Below are 19583 nucleotides of genomic sequence, written 5' to 3' on the forward strand. Positions count from 1 at the left end.
ATTCATCTAAAAATTGCTCTAACTACCGAATATTTACCTCTTGCAGGTAATTTACTCCCTGAAGATATTCAATCTTAGTAGCTGAGTTTTTAGAGACAAATGAATTTGTTCTTTTTGCAAAAGCTACCTTTTGATAGTCAGCCAGCAGACGTTGTTTTTGACTATACTCATTGAGTTTTACTTGAGCTTGAGCATAAACTAGAGTATCGTTGGGAATATTTTGGAGAAATTTCAGAGCCAGATCAAAATCACCAATAGATGCTTTTTTGTAAGCGTTCTGCAAAAAGTACGCTGCTCTAATCTGCCGCTTTTTATTGTACTCAGCCAGCTTTTCTTGAACTAAACCACCTGCACGACTTTCTTGAGGAATTTGACGCAGATATTGTAATGCAGTCGAAAAATCTTTTATTTGGGCACTTTCGTAAGCTTTCGCTAATAAATCCTGCGTCTGTGCTTCAATGTTGATGGATGCTTGCTGAACTAATTTATCTGTTTTAGATTGCCAATATAAAATATTTGGAATTTTAGCAACAGCATGAAGAACATCTGACCATCTGCTCTCATGAAAAGCTGTTTGAGCTATTTGGTATTGCTGTGCAGCTACTTGCCATTGTTGTTGCCATTCTTCAACTGTGGCTTGGGCTTCTGGATAAACATTGCTGTGAGAAGGAATTGATTTAACAAGTGCGATCGCCTCTTGCAAATCTCCTGCTTGATATTCTTTTGTGGCTTGAGATAAAGTTTCTGTTTCTGAGTATGCAGGTGCATTATTAATTAAAGAATATACACCAAATCCCATCACTAAAGAATTAGCCGCCAGTCCGACTTTCATTCCTGTTAATAACGGCGATAATTTCCCAGATGTAAGATTTTGAGAATTATTATCTTCAATCGCCACCTCTAGGGGAAATTGTTCATCTACTTCTAATATTTCTGGTGGCTGATCCCATGTTATTTGTTGGAGTACCCGCAGTACCTCACCCGCAGACTGGAAGCGGTTTTGAGAATCGTAGCGGATCATTTGACTGAGAATAGCGGCTAGATAATCGTTAACTGGCGTGTTTTGAGAACGCCAAAAAATTTCATTAGTATAAGGATCAGCCTTTAATTCTAATGGTTCTAGCCCTGTTAAAGCCTGAATGGCAATCATACCCAAAGCATAAATATCACTGTTGGGCTGTGTTTGACCAATAAATTGCTCTGGCGGTATGTATCCCAATGAGGTGACGGGAATCCGAGAAATGGGCAACTCTGCACCTATGCCAAAATTAACAGACTGGATTGAGCCAAAGTCAATCAAAACTAACTTGCGTAGGGCTTCGCCCTTGCCGTAGGCATCGTTAGTACGTCTAATCAAGTTTTCCGGTTTGATGTCACAATGGATCACGCCTTGAGAGTGAACAAATTCCAGAATACCTAAGACATCTATCAGGAATTCTACAACTTCCCTCTCACTCCACAGACAACCCCACTGTTGCTCGATGGGCAATTCCGCAGTCAGCGCATGTCCTTCAATCCACTCTTGCACTAAATAAAATCCCTGGTTTTCTTCAAAGCAGGCGATGAATTCAGGAATTTGGTGATGGCTTCCCAGAAGCTTAAGGGTTTGGGTTTCAGTTAGAAACAGTAACCTCAGCATCTCCAAATAGCCGGATTCGGAACTGCTAACTTTAATCTGTTTAACAACGCATTTGGGATTCTGTGGATAATCTATGTCTACAGCTATGTATGTTTGTCCAAACACCCCTGCACTTAGGCTTTGGACAATTTGGTAACGCCCTTGTAGTAATTTACCGATTATGTGGTTGGTCATGACCTGGTTACTCAGTAAGTCCCTTTATTTAGTTTTTCTGACATTCCCACCTGTTTCCGGAATACTTTGGAAATAAATAACCAGAGTTTCAATACGTTAAATACAAGTTTAATTATTTAAGTATTTTTGCTTAACAAGATAGTATTTTAATTTACTAAAATTTATTATACTTATTAATTTTTAATATGACGATATATGTTTATATGATTATTGAAGAAGAATTCAGGGGTCAGCAATATTTCAGTGGGGGATTCAGACCCCCACTGAAATATTGACCACTAAATCAGAGATTTAGTGGGGGTTTTAAACCAGTTTATTCATCCGCTCTTATCGTACAGAAAACATTGCTGAATTCTGACTCCTGACTCCTGAATTCTGTTTAATAAAAAATTTCAAGTTTCAAAGCTATTTTTTGTCTCTTTGTAAGGGATTAGACATAATTTGAAACCAAAAAAGAAAGAAGCTATAAAAATTGTGTAAATTTTGTAAAAAATTTATAATTAGTGAGATTATTCTCTATTCTCTTGTTCCTCCATCGCCTCACTTTTATCAGTTAACGGCTTCACTACCCGCGCGATCGCTTCTTGAATAAAAGCCTTGATAAATTCATCTCTGCGATTAATCTGAAACTGTCGTTGCACAACTTCCGTCATCCCACCATCACCCCAATCTTGATCATGACGAAAATATTCAATAAAACTTTTACCAGCAATTCGTGTTAAATAAGCTGCTGTCACGCCTTGAATCGCTCTACCAATAATAAAGGTGGCAACATTAAGCTGCAAAGCTGTAGATAATAATTGAATCGCTCCTTTGACAATGCCCAAACTGGCGATGGTTTTCGCTAAAGAAAGGGCTAACTCTCGTCCCCGTTCCATATTCAATTCACAGCCATAGACTCTGCCAATTTCTACCACCATTTGAGCATTAACAGCAGCTGTCGCCAGCAAATCTACAACTGGTATCGGCGTGACTGATACTACACCAGCACCAATCCACTGAAACCGTTCTACGATTTTGTCAGCTTGACGGCGACGCTGGCCATCAATGAGTTTTCGCGCCTCGTCTCCCAATCGCAGAGATTGCAAAAGAATGTTATCTGCTACCAAATCTTCACCCTCAGCCCGTAAAACAGCAGCCGTGCGCCGCAACAAAGGAATAATATCCGGTTCTGGCTGAAAGGTTTCGCCAGTTTCTAGTTGTGCAGGTTGGGGATTAGCAGCGATCGCCACCACATCATTAGTTGCAATAAATCCCAGTACCCGTTGACGCAACCTAGCGAGGATAGCTTCTTTATCTTCATCTGTATAGAGATCAGTTTTGTTAAGTACCAGAAGCGATCGCTTACCAATCTCTGCCAACCCCCGCAACGGCTCATATTCTGAGCGCCGTAAGTCATTATCTACCACAAACAACAATAAATCTGCTTCTGTTGCCAGTTCTCGCGCCATTTGTTCCCGTTCCGTTCCCGCCACCCCTGCTTCTAAAATCCCTGGTGTATCTGTAATTAAAATCTTGCGTTCTAATCCCTTCAACCGTAGACAATAGGTTTCTCCAACCTGGGTTGTACCCATTGGTGCATCCACTTGACCAACCATGCGTCCCATAATCGCATTAACTAGAGAAGTTTTGCCAGCACTCCCCGTACCAAATACCACTACTTGAATTTCACCCCGTGCTAAGTTCGCTTCAATTTCTCGCGATCGACTTAATAAAGCCTGGCGTGCTACTTCATCTTGAATTTGCCCTACCTGTTGTCGCACAGCTTGGAGAGTTGTAGAAGCAGCATCAGATTTAGCAGCAGGAATTTGTGCCGCAGTCACTCGCTTCGGGTTGCGGCGCGATCGCTTTTCCCCAGACTGAATCACCAATACATAATAAACAAAAGCAGCAACCAACGCTCCTATAAGGACAATCAGCAGCAACAGCAGCAAATTGCCTAGCAACGGCGAATAGGACAATTGCCAATAGAGGCGCGATAGGGAATCAATTAGCCATAGGGCTAGCCCCAAAATGACGATCAGACCAACAATCAGCGTTATTATGCGTGACAGAGGCATGGTTGGGAAAGATTAGTGGGTATTCAGTAGGCAGATGCTTCTAATCTTAATAGTTTCAGTATTTTTTACCAGAGTAGTAAGAAGCAGCTTTTGATTAACCAGCAACGCTGACTCCATTTTTTGCGTTTATAAGAGCCAAGTATACAAGTGAGAGTCAAACTTGAGCCTTTGAGGGTGAAACTTGAAGTTCTGAGGGTGAAGCTTGGGGTTCTGAGGGTGGAACTTGAGCCTTTGAGGGTGAAGCTTGAGGTTCTGAGGGTGGAACTTGAGCCTTTGAGGGTGAAGCTTGAGGTTCTGAGGGTGGAACTTGAGCCTTTGAGGGTGAAGCTTGGGGTTCTGAGGGTGAAGCTTGAGCCTTTGAGGGTGGAACTTGAGGTTCTGAGGGTGGAACTTGAGCCTTTGAGAGTGAAGTTTGAGCCTTTGAGAGTGAAGCTTGAGGTTCTGAGGGTGGAACTTGAGCCTTTAGTCGATCATAATTAGACCTCTTGCATAAGTCGAATAGACCCCCCTTAATCCCCCCTTATAAAGGGGGGAAACTTGAAATCTTGCTCCCTCCCCAATACATACGGGGAGGGTTGGGGAGGGGTGATTCAAGGATTTTTGCAAGAGGTCTAAGTAAGGGTTTTCAAGGCTGCCTACATATCTTCAATCAACGTAGCAATAATGATTTAGCATAGTTGATGATAGTTTAGAGACAATAAATAAAATTTTAAAATTTTGAACTTAAACAAGATTTATTATGGTGTAAAATAGCCAGAAGCTATATCTAGCAAATGTTAGGATTTATAAAGATAAAATTTTATATCTTAATCTTTAGGCAATTTAATTTTTGACAGGTATATTATGTTTTGGCGTGTTCTAATCTTTTAGTAGACTTACGATGCGCCTACACAAAAGACTTCAAGCCAGTTTTGACAAACTTTTTGAGAACAAAAGGAAAAACAAACTTATGGGACTTTTCGACCAAATTCTTGGTGCCGTCGCTAATCCTAATCAACAAGGCAGCTTAGGTCAACTGGGAGGTATTATTAACACTGTACAACAGTTGAGCGATCGCACTGGTACAGACCCGTCTACCATCCAATCGGTTTTGTCTATTGTGGGTGGTCAAGTACGTTCTGCTTTACAAGATAAGCAAGCCACAGATGGTAATGAAGCCACACAAACTCTAGTGAATCAATATGCTGGTACTTCACCTAACCCCGAAGCCGTCGATTCGCTGTTTTCTTCTGATATACAGCAGCAGGTAGCTGAAGTTGCTGCCCAGCGCACTGGACTGGATGCTGGTATAGTTCAACAATTGCTACCTTTAGCAGTACCCTTGGTGCTAAAGTTTTTGCAATCAGGTGCCAATGCCACCAATCCCCAAGCTGGCGGCAATCCTGTACTAAATTCTTTCTTGGATGCTGACGGTGATGGTGATGTGGATATCGCTGATGCCATCCAAATGGCTAGTCGGTACATGAGACAATAACACTTTGTAACTCCCCATTTGTTTAGACATCGGCAATTAGGGCTTGCTAGATATTTAGCTAAGACATAGCCTGAGAATATGGGAAATTTGCAAATATAAATCAGACAGTCTATGTCCAAATTTTTTGACTGTATTACTGACGAACTGCAAGACTTTATTGCTGCTCAACACCTTTTCTTTGTTGGCTCTGCACCTTTGAGTCCTACGGGTCATGTTAACCTGTCTCCTAAAGGTTTAGGCTGCTTTTGCATCCTCTCTCCCAACCGAGTAGGTTACGTAGACCTTACAGGCAGTGGGAACGAAACATCAGCCCATTTGCAAGAAAATGGGCGGATAACCTTCATGTTTTGCGCCTTCGAGGAACCTGCGTGTATCCTGCGTCTTTACGGTCAAGGAAAAACGATTTTACCGAGTTCTCCAAATTGGGACTCCCTGTATTCTCTGTTTTTGCCGATACCTGGAGCGCGTCAAATTATCGTCGCTGACATTGAACAAGTACAGACTTCCTGTGGTTTTGGCGTACCACTTTATGAATATCGAGGTGAGCGCCAGACTTTAGTAAACTGGGCCAGTAAAAAAGGCGAAGAGGGAGTTCGAGAATTTCAACAGAAGAGAAATCTTGTCAGCATTGATGGTTTACCGACACCACTGAGTGAAATTACCCCAAATTTGGCAAAGGCGGACTTTGGGGCATGAGTTATGGATTATTCTATTCGCCACTCACACAGGAAGATGAGCCTTTTCTCTGGCAAATTGTCAAGACCCTTTTGGATTGGTATCACCACCAATTATTGCTTGGAACAAGTTTCCTAGTAAAGATAAAAACGCCGAAACTAGCACTACCAGCATCAAACTAGCAAGGGCAGCAAAGGGAGAGATGATGAATAAGAGTAAGAGCGCAAGCATCAAAATCGTTAGTAATGTCTTATTCATCTTTTTTCACCTTTAATAGTTACTATTCTTAAGCTAATCAACTAAGTCATGAACTTGACCACAGTCAATAGAAGGAATTAATCTTAGTTCTCTGGTTAGATTTTGGAACCAAATCGAGTGCGAAAGTTTAATTTATAAATCAAGAATCTGTCACCTGCCCTCTGTTAGACTTCACCTGTCCGCGCTTAGTTTTGTAGTCAAGGCGCTTTCTTTGAGAACTGCGAGTTGGTTTTGTAGGTTTGCGTTTTATCGTCACTACAACTGCGCTTTGAATAAGTTCTTGAAGTCGTCTCAACGCTGACTCCCGATTGTTCTCTTGGCTTCGGTGTTCCTGCGCTTTGATTACGACAACTCCTTCCTCGGTGATGCGTCGATCATTCAGCTTTAAAAGCTGTTGTTTATAATAATCCGGTAATGATGAAGCTGCAATATCGAAGCGCAAGTGAATCGCAGTAGAAACCTTATTCACATTTTGACCTCCCGCTCCTTGCGAACGAATCGCACTAATTTCAATCTCACTCTGTGGGATAATAACTTTGTTGGAAATTTGTAGCATTACTCACAAGACAAAAGAGGAACTTGTAAATTTGAGATAAAAATCCTTTACTCTGTTTGTTCGGCAAAATCTATTACTACGTCTTGGTCTTCATTGTTGTTCAAATTCACTTCTAAAGTCTGCCCTTGTATTGTCACTTTATCACCCGGTACTAGTCGCCGTCCTCGTCGGGTTTCCAGCATACCGTTTACTTGGACATCACCACCTTGAATCATCAGCTTGGCTTGCCCTCCAGTTGGCACTATACCCATCAACTTTAAAAATTGATTTAACTTAATTGTGTTGTCTCTGATTTTCTTCATCGTAAATAAAACTACATCACCTTAATTGTATCGTGGCGTTATCAAGCCAAAGCGTGAATCTCTTGCAGCACATAATCTAGCTAAGTACAGCATTTCATTAATTCTAAGACTTACGCACTAAGAATATAAGAACAAAGTTTGAGATTGCAACTCTTGGAGACGTTACGCGAACGCAATGACATAATTTCGTCACGGTGCGTAAGTTCTAAATTCGTAGTTAATTAAATTCGTCAATACCCTGCAATGCCAATGCGTCCTGTAACAATGCTAATGCGTCCCCTGACAATGCTAATGCATCCTCTGACAATGCCAATGTGTCCCCTGACAATGCCAATGTGTCCCCTGACAATGGCAATGCGTCCCCTGACAATGGCAATGCGTCCCCTGACAATGGCAATGCGTCCCCTGACAATGGCAATGTGTCCTCTGACAATGGCAATGCGTCCTCTGACAATGCCAATGCGTCCTCTAACAATAAACATAGGAGTGAAAACGAATGTAGAGACGTTACATATAACGTCTCTATGCCGCAAGTCAGAGAGGCGGAGCCTCAATGAGGAGCATTCCCAGTCGAAGACTGGGAACGAGATGAGCGAGGTAATGTCTCAAAGCATTTTTGCTTAGTAACTTTCACGTTAAATTGACACCAATGAATATTGCTGTGCCCATAGCGCGTCTTCTATTTACCTGAAAATTGCTGATTTTACTAATTGGCTGTGGTGGAGCGACGCCGAATAGCCCGTCGTAGACATCGCTATGACAACAAAAACAGTAATACCAGTTTATTATCTATAATGTTGATCGACAAAACTACCAGATATAGGTGAACAAACTAGTCTGGAAGGTTCTTTTAGTGCGTTCAGGGGACTGGATCTATGATTAAGCTCGGTTTATTAGTACAGTCCCAGAATAACTCTTTGGGTATAGGAAAAGTTACGGAAATATCTGATGCCAATGCGAACGTTGAGTATTTCTGCTCCATAGGGCAACGTCTCCAAAAAACTTTACCTTTAAATTCGCTCTCTGAAGTCAAGCTTGAACCCCAGGCTCGATGCTATATCAAGTCCCAAAGCCAGGATAAATGGATAGTTGGCAGAGTTTTCATCTGGGATGAAGACACAGAAATGTATCAAATTGATTTACCAGATAAGAAAACTGCGATCGCATCTGTTGAAGACATTTACGTTCGTTGCAATTTACCCAACACAGACCCCATCGAAACTCTGGCGATCAAGGGTCACGAAACGCCTTACTTCCACGACAAAAGATTGGCTTTCGTGAAATCCTTGATTCAGCAACGCGCTGTCAGTCGCGGGATGACGGGACTGATTTCGGCAAATATTAATCTTTATCCTCACCAAGTTGAAGTAGTCAGGCGGGTACTGGAAGACCCAATTCAACGCTACTTGCTAGCAGACGAGGTGGGACTCGGAAAAACCATCGAAGCGGGTGCAATTCTGCGTCAATTCCTTCTGGATGAGCCGAAAAAAGGTGCGGTGGTATTAGTTCCGCAATATTTGCTCAAACAATGGCGCCTGGAGTTAGAAAACAAGTTTTACATCTCCCATTTTGGCAAACGGGTAGCGGTGCTAGCGGTTGAAGATATCCATAAAATCAACCTGAAAGCGAAGATAGGCTGCTTAATTTTAGATGAAGCCCATCATATCGCAGCAATGGCAACCTCTAAGGATGCAACAGTGCGCCAGCGTTTTGAGACTTGCAAAGAACTTGCTCATAAAAGCGATCGCTTACTTTTATTATCTGCCACTCCTGTTCTTAACCATGAGCAGGATTTTCTGGCCATGTTGCACTTGCTCGACCCGACAACCTATAAACTTGGTGATTTAGCAGGTTTTCGTGCCAAAGTTGAAAGTCGTCAGCAAATTGGTAAACTTCTGCTTTCTTTTAATGAAGGTGCAGAGCCTGTTGTTCTCAAAAGCAACTTGCAGCAACTGCGAAATCTCTTTGCTGAGGACAAGTATTTATTGAAGTTGGCGGATGATTTAGAAAACTTACAAACAAATTCTCCTGAGCAAGACCAAATAGTTCAAGCGATTCGCACTCACGTCAGCGATACCTATCGACTACATCGGCGAATGCTTCGCAACCGTCGCGCTGCGGTGGAAGATGTGATATTTGACCGCAATTTTACGCCGAAAGAAGAGTATGATTTAGACGAGCGATCGCTTGATATCCACGAACTGCTCAATCAATGGCGTAGTGTTGCTCCTGGTGAAAAGCAATATCAGCGAATTTTCCTGTTGTTATTTCTAGCTTCTGGTACTTGGTTAGGCATTTTAGGGCAGGTAATTACCGCGCGTTTAACTGGTAAACCTGATTCTAAACTCATCCAGGAGTTTAAAGAAGATGATATTCGCCTATTAACTACAACCCCCAAATTCTCAGGGGAAGAAGAGATTCTGCAATCCTTACTAAAAATTATTCGTCAACCTCAAGAGGACGGAGAACGGACGGAAAATTTGAAAACAGTGCTGCTGAATCAACTAGGTACGTACTTCAAAATTCCCGCAAATGTTCGGAAAAATCAAAAAGAATTCATCACGAGGATACAACAGAGAATCAAGAGACCAATTACTGGCGATATTCTGCCCAAATTTATTGTATTTACCAGTTTTGTACAAACTTGTGGTGAAATTGTCCGGTATTTGTCTGATACCTTTGGTGCGGAGACAATAGCTAAACATCAATTTGGAGAATCACCAGACAAAGTTGAGGAAGACTTAAGTAAGTTCAAGAATAACCTAAACTGCTTCATTTTAGTATGCGATCGCTCTGGAGAAGAAGGACGTAACCTCCAGTTTGCCGATTGGTTAATTCATTTTGACCTTCCTTGGTCGCCTAATCAATTAGAGCAAAGAATTGGCAGACTTGACCGCATTGGCAGCAAAATTGGAGTCCAATCTTGTGCCTTGATTGGCCCCTATTTGCCAGATAGCCCTCACAATGCTTGGTATCAAGTATTGAAAGATGGGTTTGGTATTTTCCAACAGTCAATTGCTAGTCTCCAGTTTTATGTGGATGAGAAACTTGCAGAATTAGAAGCAACTTTGTTTCAATCAAGTGCTGCTGGACTGTTAGAAATGATTTCGCCAATTCAAAAACAAATTGAAGCTGAAATAGCAAAAATTAGTGAACAGAATGCTCTAAATGAAATTGACGCTAACGATGAAATTGCTACCCAGTATTTTCAAGATTTAGATAATTACGATGCTTGTCATCTAGAAATTAAACGAGCAATTGAAGGCTGGATTTGTGATGCGTTGGGATTCAGGGCACTCAATAACCCAGATTCATCAGAGATTCGACGTTATCAACCAACAACGCGGACATTGGTTCCCATAAATGAGTTAAAAAACCGTTTTGCTGATAGTTATCTAGACCAATTTGGTACTTATAATCGCAGGGTAGCAAATCAGAATTCTGGTATTAAACTCTTTCGGGTTGGGGAAGGATTTGTTGAAGCACTCTGGAACTATATAAACTGGGATGACCGAGGTGAAGCCTTTGCGATGTGGCGCACTGATGCATCTTGGGACTCTAAAGAAGGGAAGGAGTGGTTCGGTTTCCAATGCAATTATGTAGTCGAGGCAAATTTAAAAATTGCCAAACAAGTTTTACTAGATAACAAACTAGATAATTCTCAATTCAAAAACTTGCAGCGACGTGTCGATGCTCTATTTCCACCAATTATAGAAACAATCTATGTTGATGGTCGCAAAAAGCCAATACGCGTTGTTGAGGATAAAGCTCTCTTAAGTATTCTGCAACGTCCATATAAAGATAAAAATAATAATCAAGGACGAGATTACAATCTGGCAAAAGAGCGTTTAGAAATTATTGACGATTTTGTTGACCCTAGTAAATGGCAAAATTTTTGCTATCAAGTGCGTAACACGTCTTCTGAATTACTCTCTAATCGTCCCGATTTTATTGACTTGTGCCAAAGTTGTGCCCAGGTTGCTGAAAAGAAATTAGCCAATAGAGTAGAACAATTGCGGCTGCGTCTGAACCAGCAAAGTTGGGATAATGCATTAGCTGAAGAATTGAAGATAGAAACTGCTTTAAATGCAGCCATTTTAGAGGGAATTCGCCAGCCCCAGATTAGACTTGATTCTGTCGGTTTTATTATTGTATCGGGGCGATCGCTTGTGCAATTTGAGTGATATTATCTGCGGTTAAATAGCCATAATATCCCCGTTAAACCTGCCTGCAAAGAGGTTTTTTATTCTCGTTATCGTTCCCATGTTCAGCATGGAAACGACAACGAGTTTAACCTTTTCTGTTACCGAGAAAATAATTTCCTCTGCCCTTGGTAATGTGTCTTACAATTCAGGTTATGTGGAAAAGGCCACGAAAAACCTAAACCCCTAACCCCTTCCCGATGCTCTAAGGAATAAGAATTAAATAACATACAATTTATGTCCCTGACTTACCTCACCCTCAATCCCTCTCCGATATATTGGAGAGGGAAGCAAGATAGAGGATGAAGTTTTGTATTTTATTTAATCCACGTTCCTAAGGGGGAAAATTCAAAGTCTCTCTCCTTATAGGAGAGAGGTTTTCCAGATACCGTGAAAAGTCAGGGAAATGTATCAGCGATCGCCAGGGTTTACAATAGAATTGTACTAGTGTGAAGCAATCGCTTCAGAATGCTTATGCTAATCCAGTTTCGGTTTCATCCTGAGAAAGCCGTTGAAGCCGCAGCGGTATTCTTAAAGTTGCACGGTAAGCCTATGAAGTATTTAGGCTTACTTAAGATGCTTTATATAGCTGACCGTGTTGCATTGAAACGCATGGAACAACCGATTACTGGTGATCATTACGTGTCGATGGATTACGGCCCTGTTCTGAGCGGTGTTTATGACCTAATTAAGGGGAGGCCCGTTGATGATGCCTTACCTCTCTGGTCTAAGTTCATTTCTCCTCGTAATGAAAATCATGTTTCCTTGTTGGATGATCCAGGAGACGAAGACCTTTGTGAAGAGGAAGAGGAAATCATTCAGCAGGTTTATCAAGCTTTTGGGCATCTTGACCCAATTGAAGTTGCTGAGTGGACTCATGACCTTCCAGAATGGAAAAACCCTCATGGCTCTGCCGTCCCGATTTCGGTAGAGGATATTCTCAAAAATTTAGGCAAGAGTGACGAGGAAATCGGGGAAATTCAGCAAGAAGCCATTCGAGAAGCATATCTAGATGGGGTTTTGAATGGCTAGCATCACCATTAATTTGGGAGATGCATTTTTGCTGGATACGCCTCCTAATAGCGAACACCTCTACATCGCAATTGCACAAACATTTGAAAGCAACTATCTGTTCGTCAATGTCACTACCCGCAGACCTAATTCTGAAACTTCCTGTGTTCTCCTACCAGGTTCAGGTATACCAAGCTTTATAGTCCATGAGTCGGTAATAGCTTATCAGTTTGCTCGTGAGATGGATGCTACTCAACTAGCTCTTTTTATTACCATTGGTAGCCCTATTCCGAAAGGGACTTGTTCGATGGCTGTTATTACACAGATTCAGCAAGGTGGTTTAGTCTCCAAGCGGTTGAAGAAGAGGTATAAAACTGCTCTGAAAGCTTTCTTGGGAATACCGTAAGATGTCAGAAATCGCAGTCACATATAGAGAGCGCGTAGTGCTGGGAAACTAAGATAAAATTAATTATATTTTTGACTTTACCTGCAAAATAAGTAAGTATTAACACTAGTGATCCTGAAACGAAGTGATTATAGTGATCGAAAATGAAACGTTCAAATCGCCTTGCTTGGATAGGAGCGATCGCACTAGCTGCGATCGTTTTACTTAGTTTGTTCGCGGCTCCTAATAATACTAAAATCAATAGTGGCTCTACCTATAACCGCGCCTCTGATGGCTATGGTGCTTGGTATGCTTTTATGCAACAGCAGGGAATTTCTATCAAGCGCTGGCAAAAGCCTTTTAGTGACATTCAGCCAGAGAACAGCCCAGTTACCGTACTACAGTTAAGCGGCTATCCAAGGGAGACGATACTGGATAGTCAAGAGCGGGAATGGGTAGAACAAGGGAATACTTTGGTAATTTTGGGTGCGGGTTACAGAAGCGGAGTTTAGCAGTATGCAAAAATCTTCCCAAGGTGATATTAAAATTGATACACGTAGACGATATAAAAAAGTGAACCTCAAGCAAGTTGATTTAGGCGATCGCTTTGGTGCTGTTGTCTGGGAAGAAAATTACAAAAAGGGAAAGTTTTCGTACCAAAGACCAACGCTGTAGAAAGGGCTGGGTGTCGAGACACAAACAATTTCGTTCACCTCAGTTTCTAACTCATGGCAAAGCCAGTTAAGTTGTCTCCCACTTCGCAATGTTTGTTGTTAAATTTATACTGAGTCTTTTTTTTACGAAACCTCAGAAATTACTTAACCAATGGTAGATGTCAAAATCGATGAAAATACAGTGATAATTAAATTGCTAATTCTCCATTTGCTTCCTTTTGCTTGCATTATCTTTTGCTTATATAATTTTGATACAACCTTTACATTAGCCCTTAGTTGTAGGTATGGGATAATACATGTTATACTCCTTCGTTAGACAATGCGTAGTATTATGCTTGGTATTAAACAAAAACCTCATCCAAATTACGGACGTAGCACTTTTGAGTAAAAATTAATAGGGTAGAATAACTGAATCTAGCTCAGATATTTTTAAAATTAAAAGCAGGATTTTTTAATGATCAGCTTAAGTAATTCGGAAAACAGCACAGTTAGCAGCACAGCAGCCACTAATAGGCTGGCAAGGGCGATCATGGTTTCTGGTGGGGAGTTCTCACTGATATTAGCTTGTTGTAACAGTGTCGAAAGGCAGCAGCAAGTGCTGAATGTGTTAATAGAATTTTCATCAGCAGACATCCAAGAAATCCTGCTTTCACCTGCGGCTGACACATTATATACAGCTATTACAACTACAACTGGTGCTACTCAACCCGAAGCTTTGATGGTACGGGGTTTAGAGTCTGTAGTGGAAATTAACCAACTAATCATCAGTACCAACATTATGCGAGATGAGTTTCGGAAACAGTTTCGGTTCCCGTTGGTGTTGTGGGTCAATGACGAAATTCTCTGCAAGCTAGTGTGGCTAGCACCAGATCTCAAAGACTGGGCAGCCAGTACTATTAGATTTGATATACCTCACAATCAGTTAGTTGAATCTGAACAACAAGCCATCAGGGCTTAATATTGCCTGAGATTGCCTTCAAAATCTTGTATCCGCTAGCTTGAGCCGAGCAAAACCTAAGCTATGGTTCTGTCGCATTCTTTTCTAAAATTACTTTTATTGAAGCCTCGCTTGTGAAGCTGCTGACTTTTCGCGTTAAGTCTGTTTTGCAAGCTGCCAACCTTATCTACGAGACGCTACGCGAACACAGAGGTCGTGTAATTTTAACCTACCTCGCCACAGTACCTGGATACCAATTATGGTATTCTACACCCCAGCGATACGTGTATCGGCGTAAAATCATTGAAGCTGTTTGGATATCGGTAACAACTACTGTGGTTAGCAACATCCATTCTACGGGTGTTTCGCTTTCGGGACAATCAACTTCTATCGCATAAACAGCATATACAGGTACAGGATCGCGGAAAATTAGCGATTATTGGCTGTTATTCAGGTGTGGGAAATAATTGGCGCATTTGCCTTTATAGGATACTTGGCTTGGCTGATGTGGCTAGGAGTTCATTTAATATAAGAATTGTAATCTGAATATTACAGGCTGATGCAAGTTAAGACAGCTAATAGTAGCACCTGAATTTGACTCTGTTTAATTATCAGGGGCAAAGGGCGATTCTCCTGTGAAAAGACTGCGCGATCGCGTGCAGAATATTTACAGTGTTGCCTAAAATTATGGATAATTCCCCAGTGGTCGCTCAAGCAGATGCATCCTTAGCAAATTACACTCAGGAAAATATACATTTAGTGGAGTCAGCAGTTGGATCGAATTCACCACCAAAGGAAAAGATCGGAAGTGATTTTGACTCTCGCATGATGCTGCGGTGTTTGGAACTTGCTCGCCGCGCTTTAGGACGGACTTCGCCAAATCCGTTAGTCGGAGCGGTGATTGTCAAGGATGGCGAGATTGTCGGCGAAGGATTTCATCCTCGTGCAGGTGAGCCTCATGCAGAAGTGTTTGCCTTGCAAGCAGCAGGCGATCGCTCTCGTGGTGCAACAATCTATGTGTCACTTGAACCTTGCAATCACTACGGACGGACTCCCCCTTGTTCGGAAGGCTTGATCCAAGCAGGGGTGGCAAAAGTAGTAGTGGGTATGGTTGATCCCAATCCACTGGTAGCTGGAGGTGGGATTGCCCGTTTACGGGCGGCGGGGATCGAAGTGTTGGTAGGAGTAGAAGAAGAAGCTTGTCATCAGCTAAATGAAGCTTTTGTGCATCGCATTCTCTACAAACGACCTTTGGGAATTTTAAAATATGCCATGACTTTAGATGGCAAAATTGCTACTACCTCTGGTCACAGCGCTTGGGTGACAAGCCAAGAGGCCCGTACTGAAGTACATCAATTGCGGGCGGCAAGTGATGCAATAATTGTCGGCGGGAATACAGTCCGACAGGATAATCCTTATTTAACCAGCCATCAGATGGAGGCACATAATCCCCTGCGAGTGGTGATGAGTCGCCATCTCAACTTACCGGAAAGTGCCCATCTCTGGCAAACTGCGGATGCTCCAACTTTGGTGTTGACAGAGGAGGGTGCTAACCCCGATTTTCAAGAACTGTTGCGAAAGCTTGGGGTGGAGGTGGTGGAATTAACATCACTTACACCAGATAAAGCTATGGCGTACTTATATGAGCGAGGTTTTTGTAGCGTGTTGTGGGAATGTGGCGGGACTTTAGCTGCTAGTGCGATCGCTCAAGGAGCAGTGCAAAAAGTTTTAGCATTTATCGCCCCGAAAATCATTGGTGGTAGTATTGCTCCCACACCTGTGGGCGATTTAGGTTTTACTACTATGACTGAGGCGTTGTCTCTAGAACGTGTTCGTTGGCGTGTAGTAGGCTCTGACTGCTTAGTGGAAGGTTATTTCCCTAAAAACCCAATAGTCAATAATAATAACACTTGACTATCAATTAATTCATCGTGATTTTGCTATCATGAACACTGACGTTCATGGGCAATATCACGGATAAGAGCTAGCCGAGATTGAATGTAGTTGCACAGAAAATCAGTTTCGTTAGAATCTAACAACACTTGCGTTTCGGTTTGTTTCACTAACCACTGCACCAAGCTAGCATCATCCAGTTGCAAGAGAAGCTTGGCTTGGGCAGTTTCAACCACTGACCAAAGCTGACGCATAATCGTAGGAGTCATCAGACCTCAATTGAATAATTAGCTTTGTTGTTTTCAGATTACACAATTTTGATTGCACTTGACGACATAAATGTAGAAGCTGAGACAAGTATTATCAAAAACTTAATAATGGTATTTATAACTTTATGAAGATTAAGAATTTAAAACTCAGTTTTAAAAATGGGGATTGAGGCATAGGAAAGACAGATTTTCCTGGATTTAGTCGCAAATCCGAGAAAACAAATCCACTAAATTCTAAAAACTGGTTTTTTGTGTTTGGGAAGACCGAAATTATGTTGATTGTAGCCCAAGAAAGCCAGTTTTTTCACGATTATATTGAATACTAAATCTGTCTTATAGAATACAAGCTCTGCGATCGCCATTTTACTCTGGCTCATCGCCTTGATATTCTGCTCCTGGTAGTCGAATCTGCCAATTGGGGGTGGGGGTCACGAGGGTGAACGAGTCCCAACGCTGATTGCGCCAAGCATAACTCGCTTGAGGTGATTGCTCAAGAACAATATGTTGACAAGCTTCCTGGGTCAATTCTAGTTGCATAAAGTACTTTAAACTTTTGAGAACAATGTTTCTAAAGTAACTAACACCTTTTGGCTGTTGATGGACTCACAAAATCATGTAAATCTGCATCCCAAATGCTGATGTAAATAAAATCACATTTTTGGCGGATAATCTGACCTTTAACTGAGCCATTCTGAAAACTAAAATTATCAGACTGGCGCTGTTGTACCTGTTTAAGTCCCTGCTGAATTTCTTCAGTGGCTTGCCCATCTAACATTCCATTCAAGGTAGCCTCCATTACCTGCGGATCTACCGATTGGGCAAAAGCTACCTCAGTTTGACGCAACACTTTAGAATTACGATCAAATAAGTAGCCAAGGTCAATTTTGTTTGGCACTAGTTTGTAAACAACAGCACGCGTCTTGCCCCATGCGCCTCTTAAATCTTGATTTGGTTTACCGAGGGTAGCTTCTACGATATTTCTTGCTGTACCTGTAGGGAATGCGGGAACGCTTTGTCTGCTGGTAGTGGCAGCTAATTTACTCCGGGGCTTGTTCTGTGGTGTGGAACGCACTTCTGGTGTGGGAACTGCGTTGGCATTGCCCGCCTTCTCTACGAGACGCTTCGCGAATGGTATCGCCTGATTCTCTGGTTCTGGCTGTGGTGTGAATACTGCTACTGGCGCTGGAGTATCTGAAGTTACAGGCTTCTTTTTTGGCAGTGGTATGGATACAACAGGGGGATTAAAAGTTGGCAAAGGATCGGGAATTACTGGCTGTTGTGGTGGTGAGATCGGTACAACTGCAACTGGAGAATGGGAAGAAACAGGTGGTTCGCGAAATGCAGGAGTGGAAGGCAAAGATTCTGGGGATGGGGTGGGACTTGTGGCAATAGTTATTTCTGGTTGTTGTTGACGAGTGATGTTAGCAATTGCGATCGCACTAAGCAAGCCACCTACCAGCAAACTACCAACAATCACAGCAGGTTTTTGCCAGTTTCCACCAGAGTCTGACTCTGCAATCGCAGAATTTTTTTGCGGAGAATATAATGGCTGGGTTTGTCGAGTCGATGTCGCAGTGGGAGAAAAAATGACTGTGGAAGCATTTGCACCAGACTGCAAGGCGTGTAGCATTTTACTAGCAGTGCTGTAGCGATCGCCAGGATGAGGTTTAATTGCCTGATTGAGTACCGCCGCCAATTCGGAAGAGACGTTAGGGGCGTACTGTTGCCAAAGTATTTCCCCAGTTTTGAGATCAGTTAGTAGTTCTTGCGGGTGTTTGCCAGTCAGCAGATAAATCGCCGTTAAACCTAAGCTGTAAATATCAGTGGCGTAAACTGGGCGGCCAACGGCTTGTTCGCTAGGCATATACCCAGGCGTACCAATGACAAGCGATCGCGTCGGGTGTCCTGGAGAATTCACCACGGAACGGATTGTTTCTTTGACTGCACCAAAATCAATCAAAACTGGCTTGCTATCAACAGAACGGAGAATAATATTATCTGGCTTGATATCCCGATGAATAATACCTTTGCTGTGGACATAATCCAAGACTGAAAGCAGACTCAAAAGAATTTGCCGAACAGCAGTTTCACTCTCAAATCCTTTGGCTTCGACAATTTTTGTCAGGGTTTGTCCGTGAATCCATTCTTGGACGAGGTAAAATTGCCCGTTCTCAGAAAAGTAGGCGTAGAGTTTGGGAATTTGGTCACTACTTTCACCCAAATACTCCAAGGTTGCTGCTTCTCGTTCAAAGCGCTGTTGGATAAGTTGGTAGGTTTGCGGATCATTATTGGTTATCGGTTTGAGTTGTTTGATCAGACAGCGACGGCGAGATGGCATGTGGACATCTTCTGCTAGAAAGGTTTCGCCAAAACCACCAGCGCCGATTACTTGGATAACTCGATAGCGATTGTTTAGCAGGGTTAAAGTCATGAAAAATCACAAGCGTAGACACCGGAGACACTTCGCCTCTGGGCTTGTCGTCAGACATCGCCCTTTCCAAATGTACATCACATGAGTTGATGAGTTATGGACACTGAATTGAAAACGCCATCCGTTCCCAATACCAATTTCCCAAAATCTTGATTATAGATTTCTTTTAGGGGCACGGCAATGCCCATTGATGTCAACTTAACGTAAAAGCCTTGTCAAGATACATGATCTTGAATTTACTCATTTACCATGACTCTTCGCGTTACCCCATCCCGGTTTTGTCTAAAGCCAAAACCGCCGTTACCCTTACCAAGGGGAGGCGTTAGGGGTGGGGTAAAACGTATGTTGTGTAAGTGTTTAAGCTTAAGTTAACACCTATGGGTTATGCCGTGCCCCTACCAAGGTATTTGTATCATTATTTAAGTGAAATGGTATGACTTTAAAGTATCTTGTTCTATTTTCGACCCTTTTTTACGGTGACATGTACTAAGTAGAGCATTTGATTAATTTGTAGCGAAATAGATTTGGCAATACTCAGTATTGCCAATGCGTCAACTTGCATTGTTAATGCGTCAGCTTACATTGTTAATGTGTCGGCTTACATTGTTAATGCGTCAGCTTACATTGTTAATGCGTCAGCTTA

At 42.1% G+C, this 19583-nt stretch carries 18 protein-coding genes and 1 pseudogene; 10 read left to right on the plus strand and 9 right to left on the minus strand.

The window, feature by feature from the left end; genetic code table 11:
- Window positions 1-22 precede the first annotated feature (22 nt).
- Both V7K35_RS12325 and V7K35_RS12330 read right to left on the minus strand, forming a co-directional pair.
- Window positions 23-1813, minus strand: coding sequence for a serine/threonine-protein kinase (locus tag V7K35_RS12325; protein WP_335079295.1), 1791 nt, complete (start codon window positions 1811-1813; stop codon window positions 23-25).
- Window positions 1814-2322: 509 nt separating this feature from the next.
- Entirely contained in the window at window positions 2323-3873 is a 1551-nt protein-coding gene (locus tag V7K35_RS12330) for a YcjF family protein (RefSeq protein ID WP_335079297.1), read from the minus strand.
- A 174-nt stretch (window positions 3874-4047) separates the two neighbouring features.
- On the opposite strand from V7K35_RS12330, the gene V7K35_RS12335 reads away from it, so the two are divergent.
- The 3 genes from V7K35_RS12335 to V7K35_RS12345 all read left to right on the plus strand — a co-directional run bounded on the left by V7K35_RS12335 (window position 4048) and on the right by V7K35_RS12345 (window position 6043).
- Window positions 4048-4353 (plus strand): hypothetical protein, encoded by a 306-nt coding sequence (locus V7K35_RS12335; protein ID WP_335079299.1) that lies wholly within the window; start codon window positions 4048-4050, stop codon window positions 4351-4353.
- Window positions 4354-4822: 469 nt separating this feature from the next.
- On the plus strand, window positions 4823-5347 hold the full coding sequence (locus V7K35_RS12340; protein ID WP_335079301.1) for a DUF937 domain-containing protein: 525 nt from the start codon (window positions 4823-4825) through the stop codon (window positions 5345-5347).
- Between the two features lie 111 nt (window positions 5348-5458).
- Window positions 5459-6043, plus strand: coding sequence for a pyridoxamine 5'-phosphate oxidase family protein (locus tag V7K35_RS12345; RefSeq protein ID WP_335079304.1), 585 nt, complete (start codon window positions 5459-5461; stop codon window positions 6041-6043).
- Window positions 6044-6103: 60 nt separating this feature from the next.
- Here the strand turns inward: V7K35_RS12345 and V7K35_RS12350 are convergent, their stop codons facing one another.
- The 4 genes from V7K35_RS12350 to V7K35_RS12365 form a co-directional block, all read right to left on the minus strand.
- Window positions 6104-6280: a hypothetical protein gene (locus tag V7K35_RS12350; protein ID WP_335079306.1), complete on the minus strand. Its 177-nt coding sequence runs from the start codon at window positions 6278-6280 to the stop codon at window positions 6104-6106.
- Window positions 6281-6419: 139 nt separating this feature from the next.
- Window positions 6420-6836: an alternative ribosome rescue aminoacyl-tRNA hydrolase ArfB gene (gene arfB, locus V7K35_RS12355; RefSeq protein WP_335079308.1), complete on the minus strand. Its 417-nt coding sequence runs from the start codon at window positions 6834-6836 to the stop codon at window positions 6420-6422.
- Between the two features lie 47 nt (window positions 6837-6883).
- Entirely contained in the window at window positions 6884-7138 is a 255-nt protein-coding gene (locus V7K35_RS12360) for an RNA-binding S4 domain-containing protein (protein WP_273767590.1), read from the minus strand.
- A gap of 230 nt (window positions 7139-7368) precedes the next feature.
- Window positions 7369-7620: a hypothetical protein gene (locus V7K35_RS12365; protein ID WP_335079310.1), complete on the minus strand. Its 252-nt coding sequence runs from the start codon at window positions 7618-7620 to the stop codon at window positions 7369-7371.
- Window positions 7621-8013: 393 nt separating this feature from the next.
- Between V7K35_RS12365 and dpdE the strand changes: the two genes are divergently transcribed.
- The 7 genes and pseudogenes from dpdE to ribD all read left to right on the plus strand — a co-directional run bounded on the left by dpdE (window position 8014) and on the right by ribD (window position 16261).
- Window positions 8014-11322 (plus strand): protein DpdE, encoded by a 3309-nt coding sequence (gene dpdE, locus V7K35_RS12370; RefSeq protein WP_335079312.1) that lies wholly within the window; start codon window positions 8014-8016, stop codon window positions 11320-11322.
- 492 nt (window positions 11323-11814) lie between these two features.
- On the plus strand, window positions 11815-12372 hold the full coding sequence (locus tag V7K35_RS12375; protein WP_335079314.1) for a Panacea domain-containing protein: 558 nt from the start codon (window positions 11815-11817) through the stop codon (window positions 12370-12372).
- Window positions 12365-12757, plus strand: coding sequence for a hypothetical protein (locus tag V7K35_RS12380; protein WP_335079316.1), 393 nt, complete (start codon window positions 12365-12367; stop codon window positions 12755-12757). Before V7K35_RS12375 ends, V7K35_RS12380 begins: the two co-directional genes overlap by 8 nt.
- Before the next feature lie 143 nt (window positions 12758-12900).
- Window positions 12901-13384, plus strand: a pseudogene (locus V7K35_RS12385) (DUF4350 domain-containing protein); the annotation flags it as partial.
- Window positions 13385-13864: 480 nt separating this feature from the next.
- Window positions 13865-14368: a hypothetical protein gene (locus V7K35_RS12395; RefSeq protein WP_335079318.1), complete on the plus strand. Its 504-nt coding sequence runs from the start codon at window positions 13865-13867 to the stop codon at window positions 14366-14368.
- Window positions 14369-14481: 113 nt separating this feature from the next.
- Window positions 14482-14745, plus strand: coding sequence for a hypothetical protein (locus V7K35_RS29680; protein WP_442939717.1), 264 nt, complete (start codon window positions 14482-14484; stop codon window positions 14743-14745).
- A 289-nt stretch (window positions 14746-15034) separates the two neighbouring features.
- Window positions 15035-16261, plus strand: a complete 1227-nt coding sequence (ribD, locus tag V7K35_RS12405) for a bifunctional diaminohydroxyphosphoribosylaminopyrimidine deaminase/5-amino-6-(5-phosphoribosylamino)uracil reductase RibD (protein WP_335079636.1) — start codon at window positions 15035-15037, stop codon at window positions 16259-16261.
- Between the two features lie 29 nt (window positions 16262-16290).
- On the opposite strand, the gene V7K35_RS12410 is transcribed toward ribD, so the two are convergent.
- From V7K35_RS12410 to V7K35_RS12420, 3 genes are all read right to left on the minus strand, one after another.
- Window positions 16291-16509 (minus strand): hypothetical protein, encoded by a 219-nt coding sequence (locus V7K35_RS12410; RefSeq protein WP_334797105.1) that lies wholly within the window; start codon window positions 16507-16509, stop codon window positions 16291-16293.
- Between the two features lie 363 nt (window positions 16510-16872).
- Window positions 16873-17046 (minus strand): hypothetical protein, encoded by a 174-nt coding sequence (locus V7K35_RS12415; RefSeq protein ID WP_334797106.1) that lies wholly within the window; start codon window positions 17044-17046, stop codon window positions 16873-16875.
- A 40-nt stretch (window positions 17047-17086) separates the two neighbouring features.
- Window positions 17087-18940 (minus strand): protein kinase domain-containing protein, encoded by a 1854-nt coding sequence (locus tag V7K35_RS12420; protein WP_335079320.1) that lies wholly within the window; start codon window positions 18938-18940, stop codon window positions 17087-17089.
- Window positions 18941-19583 lie beyond the last annotated feature (643 nt).

The organism is Nostoc sp., assembly GCF_036917275.1.
Taxonomy (GTDB): Bacteria; Cyanobacteriota; Cyanobacteriia; order Cyanobacteriales; family Nostocaceae; genus Nostoc.